Annotated in this window: 6 protein-coding genes; 4 read left to right on the top strand and 2 right to left on the bottom strand. The window is 43.3% G+C overall.

The window, feature by feature from the left end; genetic code table 11:
* Positions 1 to 2: 2 nt before the first annotated feature.
* Positions 3 to 1,526 (bottom strand): RagB/SusD family nutrient uptake outer membrane protein, encoded by a 1,524-nt coding sequence (locus NQ505_RS05685; protein WP_009001218.1) that lies wholly within the window; start codon positions 1,524 to 1,526, stop codon positions 3 to 5.
* 11 nt (positions 1,527 to 1,537) lie between these two features.
* On the bottom strand, positions 1,538 to 4,594 hold the full coding sequence (locus tag NQ505_RS05680) for a SusC/RagA family TonB-linked outer membrane protein (protein ID WP_009001219.1): 3,057 nt from the start codon (positions 4,592 to 4,594) through the stop codon (positions 1,538 to 1,540).
* Between the two features lie 268 nt (positions 4,595 to 4,862).
* Here NQ505_RS05680 and NQ505_RS05675 point away from each other — a divergent pair, with 268 nt between their 5' ends.
* From NQ505_RS05675 to NQ505_RS05660, 4 genes are all read left to right on the top strand, one after another.
* Entirely contained in the window at positions 4,863 to 5,732 is an 870-nt protein-coding gene (locus tag NQ505_RS05675) for an AraC family transcriptional regulator (protein ID WP_009001220.1), read from the top strand.
* A gap of 17 nt (positions 5,733 to 5,749) precedes the next feature.
* On the top strand, positions 5,750 to 6,229 hold the full coding sequence (locus NQ505_RS05670; protein WP_009001221.1) for a pyridoxamine 5'-phosphate oxidase family protein: 480 nt from the start codon (positions 5,750 to 5,752) through the stop codon (positions 6,227 to 6,229).
* Complete coding sequence (locus NQ505_RS05665) at positions 6,226 to 10,308, top strand: hybrid sensor histidine kinase/response regulator transcription factor (protein ID WP_009001222.1); 4,083 nt, start codon at positions 6,226 to 6,228, stop codon at positions 10,306 to 10,308. Before NQ505_RS05670 ends, NQ505_RS05665 begins: the two co-directional genes overlap by 4 nt.
* 630 nt (positions 10,309 to 10,938) lie before the next feature.
* Positions 10,939 to 14,118, top strand: a complete 3,180-nt coding sequence (locus NQ505_RS05660; RefSeq protein WP_009001223.1) for a SusC/RagA family TonB-linked outer membrane protein — start codon at positions 10,939 to 10,941, stop codon at positions 14,116 to 14,118.
* Positions 14,119 to 14,125 lie beyond the last annotated feature (7 nt).

Here is a 14,125-nt window from a genome sequence, read left to right as displayed (position 1 = left end):
AATCAATTACGTAAATTAGGATTTAAATCCACTTCTCGTTGAGGTATAGGATAGAATGCGGCTTCTGCTTCTGTAATACCTGCACTCTTCGCATTAGGATCCACTTTAGTCACCATTGCCTTCCGTCGTAAATCATACAGGCGATTCCCCTCAAAAGCAAGCTCCCACGCACGTTCCCGGACAACCATATCACGGAATTCAGACACCGATGCAGGAGTCGGAATATTACCCAGTCCAGCACGCGCACGAATTCTTTGCAACCAGGCCCCATCATCACTTCCCTTAGCCTCTACATACATCAAAGCAATATCCGAAAAACGAAGCAAGTAAGGTTTTACACTTGACTTATCACCGGTATTACCCGTCACTTGATCAGGGTCAGTATATTTCAAAGTATACGGATAAGCCGAAGTGGCATATACCGAACCGTCAGCATTATAAATCTCGGTATTAATCAGGTCTGTACGACGCTTATCAGTTTCATCGTAGGTACGATAAAATGCCATATTGGTAGGGAACACCTCAAACCCGTAGTGGGAAGGATAAAGAGAGGAGCCTGCTTTCACATAAAAGTTGCCTCCATTATTATATGGCAGGAAAAGCATTCCTATCTTAGAATAATTACCCTCATTAAGACCTGTACGATCCATTGACATAATAAAGACATGTTCCGGTCCGTCAGGCTTGTTTACATCATATATATCCGCCAAATTCTCCGAGAGTCCAAAATTGCACTCACCTCTTTGCGAAGCATCCAATACATTCTTTGCACAAGTGGCTGCATTCGCATACAAATCTTCCACCGAAGCAGCCATTTCCGTATAGTTGGCTACTCCGCTTTCCTTGGATGAAGCAGCGGTCAAATAAAGTTTAGCCATCAATCCTTGAGCTGCCGCTCTATTGGCACGTCCAGTCTTTTGAGTATAATCCAGTAATGATTCTGCCTGCTTCAAATCTTCCAGCATAAAATTATATATATCATCCATCGATTTAGCCATGGAAGGAGTTGTACCGCTCACAGTCTGTACCATCTCTTTCTGCATAGGAACCAGGCCGAATACCTTCACCAAATTAAAGTGATTATATGCACGCAAGAAATAAGCTTCTCCAAGTATTCTGTCTTTAACTTCTTTCGGCAGTTCGCTCTGTTCCACGTTATATATCACGGCATTAGCCCGATTAATGGCAATATAACAATACTTGAAATATATCTGTAAAGTCTGATTATTGGCATTATCTGATATTTTCCACTCATCTAAAGCTTGCGCACCAGGGTTATTGGCATCTTCACCAGATTTCAAACTGACCGTTTCAGAAGCAGCTTCGCCGATATAATATATTCCCCGTGAATACTCCAGAAAGGTAAGTGCATTATAAGCATACATTAATGCAGACTCTGCATCTTCAGGAGTTTTATAAAAATTCTTTTCTGAATAAAATCCGTAAGGCGATTCACTTAAATCGCAGGACACAACTCCGACCATCAGAGTGCTCCATAGAAATATAGATAGTATTTTAGTTCTCATAATGCTAGAATTTAAAAAGTAATGTTCATACCTAGAGTAAACTTGCGGAAACGCGGATAACCTCCCCAGTAAATACCATCCAGTCCAACTTCCGGATCGTATCCGTCGAATGAAGTGAAGGTATACAGATTATTAATCGAACCATACAGACGAAGGCTGGAGACACCTTTACAAAGATGGTCAAATGTATAACCAAAGTTTATATCCTGAATTCTCACAAACGAGCCATCGCGTACAAACCAGTCGGAAACTTTCGGAGTGCGGTTCTGGCGCAAACTCGGATATTCATTGTTCGGATTATCAACTGTCCAGCGTAAAGGCATTGTGGCAGGATTAGTCATTCCATATTGATAAAGCACATCATTACCAAATACTCCATTTAAGAAAATCGACAAATCAAATTTCTTATATTTAAAACTCAAATTCAAACTGGCTGTAAAATCAGGATTCGGATTACCGATGATTGTGCGATCCTTTTCATCCACCGCTCTATCATTATTAATATCCATGTATTTCAATTCACCGGCTTTCGCTTCATCACCACTCATCCCCGCCTCAATACCTTCGGCGTTAGATTGAATGATTCCATTTGTCTTATAACCATAAAACACATTTAACGGCTGACCCACTGCAAGGATATTTACGCTACCTACAGGTTGTTCAGTAAGGGTAGCTCCTGTAAACTCGTATTGCATACCCGTATTCGGATCCACATTCAATCCTGATGACGCCACACTTCCCAAGCTCAAGACCTTACTTCTATTGCGGGAGAAAATAAATGTAGAATTAAAAGAGAAATCTTTTGTACGTACAACATCAGCATCAATCGTAAACTCAAAACCACGATTCTGAACCTCACCATCATTCACCCACATTTTGTCATAACCCGAAGACAAAGGCAAATAACGCTGACGCAACAAATCAAAAGTATGCTTCTTATACCAGTCGAATACCAAACGAATACGATTATCCAACAAAGTCACATCAAATCCGAAATTCAGTTGACGGGTAGTTTCCCATTTCAAATCCTTATTAGGAATCCCTCCCCAATACTTGTATCGTCCGTCTGAACCATAAGATCCAATCACATAACCAGGTCCGATAGCCGTATTCCATGCACCGTTATCATAATATTTTTCATTTCCATAACGACTTAATGTCTGATAAGGAGCAATCCCCTGGTTTCCGGAAATACCATAACTAGCACGTAATTTTGCCTCATTAATAAACTTCAGATTAGACATGAACTTCTCATTATGCAACTTCCACGCCAACGCTCCTGAAGGGAAACTAGCCCATTTGTTATTATCACCAAACTTAGAAGAACCATCTGAACGGAAAGTAGCAGTAAGCAAATACTTATCCATCCATGAAAAGTTGATCTTTCCATAGTAAGAAACCAGTTTTGATTCTGAAAATCCATTAGAAACCTGATTCTTTTGCGGATTTCCGGCTCCGATATTTTCATTACCCAACGACTCATTCACAAAATCATAGCTATCCAAAGCAGAAGAACGCTCCATACTATACTTATATGAATAACCTGCCATTGCAGTTAAATGCCCATGCATTCCTAACATTCTATCATAAGTCAGATAAGTTTCAGGAATAACATCCTGCCCATACCAATTGCCAATATAAGCATGACCATTATTGAAAGTACCATCTTCTGTATACTTCTTAGGATTGTACAGGTCGTTCACCGTTGTACCATACTTATAATTTAGTTGACCTTTCCATGTCAATCCATCTATTATTTCCCATGTCGCCAACCAAGAAGAAAGTACATCCATCCCCTGATTTTTGTTTTTGACAGTATTGGCTAAAGCAATCGGATTACCATAATCCGTAGGACTGGATTGATAATAATTCCCTTCTTCATCATAAACCGGGAACAGGGGATTTCTACCTATATCTCCACTATTTGCATTTCTCCAGTTCTTTGATAAAATATTAGATGTACGAATAGAAAAGTTCTTAAAAGCTTTATAGTCTACATCCAGCTTTGCAGATAGTTTACGATAATTATCCTTAATATACGTCCCTCGATCATCGAAATAGTTCACACTTAAATTATAAATCAGTTTGTCATTTGCACCACTTATAGAAAGCGACGTGTTATTTGTAACAGGAGTACGCAAAATTTCATCATCCCAACGCGTGAAATAAGGCCATGCTCCACTTGAAATTTCTTCTACAGAAGGATAATATGTACCATTATCAGTTCTTCCGACATACAAAGGCAACTGCCCGGCATTCACTCTTGATTCATTATCCAGTTGTGCCATCAATACAGGGTCACGCCACAAATTCAGTTTGGATGAGAATTGTGAAATGATTGTCTGATGTGAGAAATTAATATGAGTAGTGCCCTTACCTGCCTTTCTTGTAGTTACCATAATCACTCCATTAGCTCCGCGAGAACCATAAATAGAAGTAGATGAGGCATCTTTCAGCACTACTATATCGGCAATATCAGCCGGATTAATCTGCTTTAAGTCTGCCCCCTCTCCCAAAGGGAAACCATCTACTACTACCAATGGAGACTGCGTTCCATTAATTGAACTAATACCACGAACGATAAATGCAGGATTACTGCCCGGCCCTTGCCCTGAATTCACGATTTGCAAACCGGCAACCCTTCCCTGCAAAGAACTGAAAACTGAATTGTTAGCAGGCAAATCTTCCAGTTTATCCATTTTTATTGTGGAAACAGAACCTGTCAAATCTCCCTTCTTCACACCACCATAACCCACAACTACAACCTCATTCAACTGCGCCACATCTTCCCTCAATACAAAATTTATTCGTGACTGATTAACGATCGCCTGTTCTGTCACATAACCAATAAAACTACATACCAGCGTTTGTCCCTTCTTTACAACAATGGAAAATTCCCCATTCACATTAGAAAGAGCTCCATTTTGTGTCCCTTTTACAAGAATACTTGCTCCAGGTATAGGCTCCCCTTTATCATCCTTTACTGTCCCACTCAAATCAATTGTTTGAGCAAAGACCCCCATTGCAAAAATCAGCAATGGAATCATACACATAAATACCTTTTTCATATATATCCACTTTAAGTTAACACTTATACATGTTGATTATAGAATTCGGGGCAAATATATGAGGTTAAGTACAATTAGAATTCACTTTTTATGCTGATTTATAATACTTTCTTGAACAAAAAAATCCAATAAAACAATAAACCACTATATATCAAAGCTTTACAAATTGCATATTATAAATACCACTATAATATTATTTTGTTTTTTATTGATATTATATTGAAATTATTGATAACTTTGCATTCAATCAAGCCAAACACGATACATTATGGGAACTATACAATGTGAAGTAACACCTTTAACTGATGAAGATTTATTCGTGCTCCTGAATAATCCGAAGGCTAAATTTGATTATCCAATTCATTTTCATTCTGATTATGAATTAAATCTGGTTATGAATACTTCAGGAAAAAGAATCATAGGAGACTCGATTGAAGACTTTGAAAATTGCGACCTTGTATTACTTGGTCCCGGATTACCTCATAAATGGAAAGCTCCTACTTTGGATGAAACGCAGGTTATCACCATACAATTTCATGAGCAAATGTACAATTCGTTTCTCCTTAATAAAAGAGTATTCGAACCTATCAGAGAATTACTAATCCGTTCGACCAGAGGTATTGTCTACACAGGAAAAACCTTTGAACGAGTCAAAGAGCGATTGCTGAATTTGAGTAATGCCCGCGGTTTCAATACGGCATTAGAGTTTTACAGTATTCTCTATGATTTATCCATTGCAGATGAACAGAGATTACTCACTAGTGCCTCTTATGACAGTTCACTCCTTGTCCGGGAGTCTCGTAGTCGACGGATAGAGAAAATCTGCAAGTATATTGAAGTCAATTTCAAAAAGGATATTACCCTTAAAGAAATAGCCGAATTAGTGAATATGTCGGAATCAGCAATCAGCCACTTCTTCAAAAAACGTACAAACCGGAGTTTCATCACCTATCTCACTGATGTACGAATCGGTTACGCTTCCCGTTTGTTAGCTGAAACAACACAAAGTGTGGCAGATATCGCTTTCGAATGTGGTTTTTCAAACCTCTCGAATTTCAATCGTATTTTCAAGAAATACAAAAATCAAACTCCAACCGATTACCGTATTGGAGTACATAAAACCATTACTAAATTCTAAAAATATCATTTATATCTATGAAAACTGTCATTATCGAAGACAAACAACGAATCGAGTCCATTATCCTCCATTGCGATGCCTGCTTTGTAGGTATCACAGATTTAGAAGGTAATCCCTACGTAGTTCCGATGAACTTCGGTTATGAGAATGGCATCCTATACCTTCATTCGGGTCCCGAAGGCAGCAAGCTGGAAATGTTGGAACATAATAATAATGTCTGCATCACTTTCAGCGTCGGTCATAAACTCGTATATCAGCACGAGAAAGTAGCGTGCAGTTACAGTATGCGTTCCGAAAGCGCCATGTGCCGTGGAAAAGTGACATTCATAGAAGATATGGATGAAAAACGCCGGGTATTGGATATTATCATGCGTCATTACACAGATAGCGAGTTCAACTATTCCGAACCTGCCGTGCGCAATGTCAAAGTATGGCAAGTGCCCATCGAGCAGATGACGGGAAAAGTCTTCGGTTTGCGAGCCAACGAAAAGCCATGAAACGTTTTCCGGCTCTCTGCCTGTTGACCATCTTCCTTCTGTTACCTGCCCTTTCCATTTTCGCACAATCAGAAAAGCAGGTAAACAGTCACTCTTTTACCTATCAATACCTCACAACCAAGGAAGGATTAAGCAACCAGCGCGTATTCTCCATCCTCGAAGATAAGAAAGGCTTCATCTGGATTTCTACACGTTCAGGGGTGGATTGCTTCAACGGAAGAACCGTAAAAAACTACAGCCTTTTCGGTGAAGACATCATCGTTGACGGAGCCGGACGTATGATTTACCTGACGAAAGACTCACACGAAACGCTTTGGGCTTATACCAGTGCCGGCAAAGTATTCAGATATGACCCCATCTCTGACGCCTTCACACTGGAGATTGACGTAACGGAACTGACGGAAAGCGGAATATTCCTGAACAATCTCTTCATCGACTCGTCCGATCATTTCTGGTTCGGACTGAAAAATGGCTTGTTCTGCTACGACAACACTAACCGCCACACAGAGAATATACTAAAAAAGAAATGTATCAACTCCATCCATTTCTCCCCATCCAACGAAACTCTGTATATCGCCACTACCGAAGGATTGTACGAACGCAATCTGCAAAACGGAACAGTCAGCACCCTATTATCCGACCTTTATATCCAGTCCGTTTTCTATGATCCCGCAACCCATCTGCTCTGGATAGGCACTTTCAATTCCGGAATAAAAGTAAAGGACACCCGTACCGGGGAGTTTCTCTCGAACGGATCGCTGAATCAACTGCCACATCTCCCCTACCGTTCCATCATCGCTTACGATGCACATACATTATTACTGGGAGTAGACGGAGCAGGCGTCTATGCAGCTACCCGTGACGGCGTACACTCCTGGTCTTTCCTCAATGCCAATCTCGAAGAAGAAGGGGAACTGAAAGGAAACGGTATTTATGCCCTCTGCAAAGACAGCTCTTCCAATCTATGGATCGGCAGCTATACAGGAGGTGTAGCATACGCTAATCCGAAAAAATATCTTTTCGAGCTTACCCAGCATGAGTATAAAAACCCGCAATCACTGATTAACAATCATGTCAACGCTATCCTCGAAGATCATGAAGGCGACTTATGGTATGCCACAAATCAAGGAATCAGCGTACACCTGATAAAATCCGGAACCTGGAAACATTTCCTGAAAGAAAATGTATTCCTGACTCTCTGCAACGATGAGAATGGCAATGTATGGACCGGAGGTTACGGCACAGGCGTCTACTGCCTCAACAAACAAACCGGCATCCGCCAGCATCTCACCACCGAACGTCCGGGCACACTAACAACGAACTACATTTATTCCATCGTAGAGGACAATAACAAAGACTTATGGTTTGGCGGCATGTACGGCAACCTCATCCGATATACCCCGCCTCAAGCGGGAAAGGCAGAAAAGTTTACTCCGTACAGCATCACGCTTATCAACTCGATAACCACAGTCGGTAAAGACACGATAGCCCTTGCCACAGCAAACGGGTTCTACCTGCTGAACAAACAAACCGGTAACTTCAAACAGTATTTCACCTCACCTTCCAATGCCGACACCCGAAGCAACAGCTTCATCTACTCCATGTATTTCCCCACTCCCGATAAGGTATGGTTCGGTACGGATGGTGGTGGCATCAACCTATTAGATTTGAAAACAGGCAAAGCCGTCACCTATTCCACAGCAGACGGTCTGCCTTCCAACTATGTATACAGTATCCTTCCCGACAACGAAGGACATCTATGGCTTAGCACGGACAAGGGACTGGCTTACATCACCACCTCACCTTCTCCGGCCATCACCAACATCGGCTTCCTCGACGGACTGGCAAACGAATTTAACTTCATGTCCTACACCCGTCTACGAAACGGGGATTTTGTTTACGGAAGTACCAACGGTGCAGTGCGCTTCAGTCCGAAGAACTTCACCCGGCATCTTTACAAAGCCCCTTTGTTGTTCACCTCCTTCGAAGTTCCGCAAAAGTCGCGTGAAAAGACCGAGAAAAAGAAGATTCAATTCAACCGGATGCTGAATGAAGGAAAAACGATTGAATTGAAGTATAACGAGAATTCTTTCCTCCTTTCATTTATCTCTGTCTCCTACCAATATCAGCAAGATATTCAGTACAGCTATCAACTGGAAGGTTTCGAACAAAGTTGGAGTGCACCTACCAACGAGTTAAGCATCCGTTATACCAACATTCCACCGGGAAACTACACTTTCCACGTGAAAAGCATGAGCAAAAACGGAGGACAGCAACTGGACGAGCAAACCATCCGCATACACATAGCGCAACCTTTCTGGAATACAGCCATCGCCTGGCTGATATATATCATCCTACTGGCAGGTATCACCTATTTTATCTGGCGTTTCTTTGCCAACAAGATGGAGAAGAAGCATTTCTCCGAAAAGATACAGTTCTTCATCAACACCGCCCATGACATCCGCACTCCGGTAACGCTTATCATGGCTCCGCTTAGCGATTTAAGCAAGGAGGACGGACTGTCCGGAGAAGGGAAGCGATACCTTCAGATAGCCCGCAAAAATACAGAAAAGCTATACAACTTAATCACGCAACTGCTCGACTTCCAGAAGATTGACACCACACATCTCACGCTTCAGGTAGCGGAGTACGATTTGAAATCATACTTGCAGGAAAAGGTATTCAGTTTCCAGTCCCTTTGCGAAAGCAAACAAATCCGGATGGAATTATCAGTGCCTGAAGCCCCCGTCTCACTTTGGATGGATAAAGATAAAGCGGACAAAATATTCGATAACCTGCTTTCGAACGCAGTGAAATACACTCCCTCCGGCGGAGATATTTCAATCACAGTAGAACAGAACGATAAAAAGATAACCATAGAAGTCAGAGACAACGGTATAGGTATCCCACGTAAAGCACAACGATACATTTTCTCCAACTTCTACCGTGCCGAAAACGCAGTCAACTCCAAAGAAACCGGAAGCGGTATCGGATTACTGCTGACCCGCCGCCTGATGAAACTGCACAAAGGAAACATTTCCTTTACCAGCAACGAAGGCGAAGGTTCCACCTTCCTGCTTACTTTCCGAAAAGGGAACCGTCATCTCGCACGCTACATTTTGCCGGAGAAAACGTCTCCTCTCTCTGCATCCATTCTCTCTGCATCCATTTCGAATATCCCCACAGAAGATATCGACAATGAGCTATCTCCGGAGGAAAGCATAGACCAGGAGGCAGGAACAGTTGAGAATACAGACTTATACGGAGAAAACGATCCACCCCAAACAGCCCGCAACGCCAAAGAACGAATCATGATTGTGGAGGACAACGACGATTTGCGTTTCTACCTGAAAAAAACGTTTGCCTCCATCTACACCGTCATCGACAAGCCTGACGGAGAATCCGCACTGGAATATCTGCAAGATAAATCTGTGGATTTGATAATCTCTGACGTCATGATGCCTGGGATTCAAGGAGACGAACTGTGTCGACGGATCAAATCAGACTTCACCACTTCGCATATCCCCGTTATCTTGCTGACTGCCAAAACGGAGAAAGACGCCATCCTCGAAGGATTGGAAAGCGGAGCGGACGATTATCTGACCAAGCCTTTCGATACGGAAATCCTAAAGACAAAAATAAAGGGAGTATTACAGAACCGCAAGATTATGCGACAGTATTTTCTTTCTCATTCGCTTCCTTCCGTCCCTGCTGCCGAATCAAGTGAAAAGAAAGAGGATACGGAATGTGCCAACCTCTTATCTGCCATGGACAAAGAGTTTCTGGAACGTTGCACAAGACTCATTACCGAAAATCTGGCAAACCCGGACTTCACCATCAACCAGCTCTCCCGCGAACTGGCGTTAAGTCGTACGATATTCTACGAAAAACTGAAAGCTCTGACAGGACAGGCGCCTAACGAATTTATAAAACTCATGCGCATGACAGAAGCTGCCAACCTACTAAAACAAGGGCTTCCGGTGCAGGATGTCGCTCTCCTGGTCGGTTTCACAGATTCCAAGTACTTTAGTACAGCATTTAAAAAGCATTTCGGAGTATCTCCAAGCAAATTTCTCTAAATAAAAGTTTGCATCACTTTTACCCTCACACCCTCACCCTCTTCTGCATCTCCTTATTCATCGGCATTGCAGGTGTGAGGGTAAAGGTGAGGGTAAGAATTACCCTCACCCTATGTCTCGTCCTGATTCCCTGTATTACATAAGAAATGCAACCGATATACATAGGAAACACAACCGGCATACATCTGTTATCCTTTCGTTATCTATCCGTTAAACTACCGATATGGTACATTCACCACGGCCGTGGTGAGATCTTCCCACGGCCGTGGTAGCTTCTCGTCATGGCTGTGGAGAGAAGTCGTCACGGCCGTGGGAAGCTAACTATACCGATAGTCTAATGTAAGAAGACCGGTTACTTAATATAAAAAGAAAGGGGAGATAAGGTATGCTTCCCTGCTTCATTACATCTATTTCCCTATACATCAGCACCCAAACAGCCGTTTATAACATTATTATAACAGCTATCCTATCCTTTAATACCAGATTCTTTTTGTATACTTGCAGCATAAAAAGACGAAAAGATGCAAATCCGATAGTTTTTCAACCTATTCCGATAGCTTTCAAACCCGTCAGGACATGGTTACGTCCTATATTTGCGAGGTAAATCAACAATCTAATAATCTATTTAAGATGAAAAAGCAGTTAACCCTATTTCTCTGTCTGTTGCTATTCATACCTATGTATGGATATGCGGAAGATGAAGTAAATCATCAAATTGTACAGCAAACTACCAAAGTAAAAGGCACTGTTACGGATGAACAAGGTGAACCGTTAATCGGAGCCAGTATCGCCGTCAAAGGAACTTCCCAGGGAGTGATTACCGACTTCAACGGTCAATTCAGTATCGACGCTTCCAGAAACGCTACATTAATAGTAAGTTATGTGGGCTATCGTTCGGAAGAAGTACAGGTAAAAGGACAATCTAATCTTAAAATCGTCTTGAAAGAAGACAGCAAAATCATCGATGAAGTAGTTGTTACCGCACTGGGTATCAAACGGGAACGGAAAGCGCTTGGTTATTCCATCGGTGAGGTGAAAGGCGAAGAGCTTGAAAAAGCGAAAGAAACCAATGTCATCAACTCGCTGGCAGGAAAGATTCCGGGACTGGTTATCAGCCAGACTGCCGGCGGTCCTTCCGGTTCGTCCAGAGTGATCGTCCGCGGTAGCACGGAGATGACCGGCAACAATCAGCCGCTCTATGTAGTAGACGGTGTGCCTTTGGACAACAGTAACTACGGAAGTGCCGGACAATACGGAGGTTATGACCTCGGCGACGGTATCTCCAGCATCAACCCGGACGATATTGAAAGCATGTCCGTATTGAAAGGCCCGGCAGCATCTGCCTTGTACGGTAGCCGCGCTTCTCACGGTGTAATCCTTATCACTACCAAGAAGGCAAGTACCAAAAAGAAATTTGCAGTGGAGCTGAACAGTACCACTACTTTCGAAAAACAATTGACGAAGTGGGACGATGTACAGTATGTCTACGGACAGGGAACCGGCGGACGTATCAACGGTACAGACGACCAATATTCTTCCAACAAGAACTGGGGACCGAAGATTGATCCGGGACTGAACCTGACGTATTTCGACGGAGTCACCCGCCCGTATGTGGTCATTCCCAATAATATCGACGGTTTCTTCAGAACCGGTATGACCACCACCAACACCATCGTTGTCAGCACCGTGAAAGATGACACGGGTATCCGCGCCACTTATACGGACATGCGCAACAAAGACATTCTCCCCAACACGAAGATGAGCCGTAATACGTTGAACCTGCGTGCCAACACGACCATCAACAAGAAAGTAGACCTCGACTTCAAGGTGACTTACACCCGTGAAGACGTAAAGAACCGTCCCGCACTGTCTGACCACCGTGCCAACCCTGCCAAGAACCTGATGTCTCTGGCAACGACCTACGACCAGAAATGGCTGCGCGACAACTACAAAGATGCCGACGGCAACTACTACGACTGGAACGGACGGGACGTATGGAACCTCAACCCTTACTGGGTGCTCAACGAAATGACCAATGAATCGGGAAAAGATAAGTTCATGGGTTCGGCACTGGTACGCTACAACGTCAACGAACACCTTAAGATTCAGGTGACCGGTGGTGCGGACATCAACTTTATGAACTTTCAGGAGTATGCTGCCCCTACATCACCGGGATTCGAACAGGGACAGTTGCAAATCAGCGATTTCAGAAACAGAATGTATAACGTAGAAGCACTGGCCATCTACAACAACAGTTATAAGAAATTCGACTATGGAGTAACCATCGGCGGCAACCTCTACAAAGTGGACAACAAAACCCAGATTGTGACTGCCAAAGAAATGGTGATGCGTGACGTGATTGCCCTGCAAAGCTTCACAAGCAAAGAGATCACCGAAGGAACCTATCGCAAGCAGATTAACTCCCTCTATGGTTCTATCAACCTGGCTTACGGCAACTTCGTCTACCTCGACGCCACACTGCGCGGTGACCACTCTTCCACTCTGCCATCGGGAAACAACACTTATCTATACCCCTCGGTATCAGGAAGTTTCCTATTCTCGGAATTCTTTAAGATCAATCCGACGCTATTGCCTTACGGTAAAGTGAGAGTTTCATGGGCACAGGTAGGTAGCGACACAGATCCTTACCAATTGGGACTGTCCTACGAACTGTCTCCCAAAAACTATTCAGGGTACGCACTGTCTCAAATCGCCAATACGACGATTCCGAACAAAGACCTGAAACCGACCAAGACCAACTCTGCCGAAGTGGGACTGGAACTGAAATTCCTGAAAAACCGCATCGGACTAGATTTCACCTACTACACCCAGAAAAGTAGTAACCAGATTATGCGCCTCAACACCACAGGTACTTCCGGTTATAACTCTATGCTGATTAACGCTGGAGAAATAGAGAACAAAGGAGTGGAAATCGCACTGAACACACGCCCCATACAGACGAAAGATTTTTCATGGGACTTGAATATCAACTTCTCAAAGAATAGTAATAAGGTAAAAAGATTAGCTTCAGGTATTAAAGAATTTGAATTAGAATCGGCACGCTGGATTAACGTGAAGGTAGCTGCCGTAGAAGGTCAAAACTACGGCTCCATCCTCGGAAAAGACTTCTTGAGAAACGACGCCGGACAGATTATCGTAGATGCTTCTACGGGACTTCCGAAAGTGACGGAAGACTTGCGAGTACTGGGCAACGCCACCTGGAAATGGACAGGAGGTATCACCACCAACCTGACTTACCGCGACATCTCCTTGTCTGCCATCTTCGATATTAAGGTAGGCGCCGATGTCTATTCCATGTCCGCCCGTTCTTCTTACATGACCGGAAAAGACAAAGCTACTCTTGCAGGACGCGACGGCTGGTATGAATCGGAAGAGCAACGACTGCAAGCCGGAGTGAAAGAAAGCAATTGGGAAGCGACAGGCGGTTACGTAGTAGAGGGCGTGGTAGAAATGCCTGACGGAAGTTTCGCGGAAAACAAGAAGTTTGTCGACCCCGAAGTATATTGGAAACATATAGCCGATCAGACTCCGGTTCCGTTTATCTACGACAACTCTTACGTAAAGGTGCGCGAAATTACGTTGGCTTACCGCCTGCCCAAAAGATGGATCAGCAAAGTGTTTGATGCCGTATCCGTATCGTTCGTGGCACGTAACCCGTTCATCATCTACAAGAACGTACCGAACATCGACCCGGACTCCAACTACAACAACGGCTCGGGTATGGGACTGGAATACGGCTCGCTGCCATCCAGAAGAAGCTATGGTTTCAATGTTAACGTAAAATTCTAATAGTAAG

It is taken from the genome of Bacteroides sp. D2, assembly GCF_025147085.1.
Taxonomy (GTDB): Bacteria; Bacteroidota; Bacteroidia; order Bacteroidales; family Bacteroidaceae; genus Bacteroides.
Note: the sequence above shows the minus strand (reverse complement) of the source record. Positions and strands in the feature narration are given on the sequence as shown.

Coding starts and splice junctions, on each gene's coding strand:
- NQ505_RS05685 (WP_009001218.1), bottom strand. CDS start 1,526: ATGAGAACTAAAATACTATCTATATTTCTATGGAGCACTCTGATGGTC.
- NQ505_RS05680 (WP_009001219.1), bottom strand. CDS start 4,594: ATGAAAAAGGTATTTATGTGTATGATTCCATTGCTGATTTTTGCAATG.
- NQ505_RS05675 (WP_009001220.1), top strand. CDS start 4,863: ATGGGAACTATACAATGTGAAGTAACACCTTTAACTGATGAAGATTTA.
- NQ505_RS05670 (WP_009001221.1), top strand. CDS start 5,750: ATGAAAACTGTCATTATCGAAGACAAACAACGAATCGAGTCCATTATC.
- NQ505_RS05665 (WP_009001222.1), top strand. CDS start 6,226: ATGAAACGTTTTCCGGCTCTCTGCCTGTTGACCATCTTCCTTCTGTTA.
- NQ505_RS05660 (WP_009001223.1), top strand. CDS start 10,939: ATGAAAAAGCAGTTAACCCTATTTCTCTGTCTGTTGCTATTCATACCT.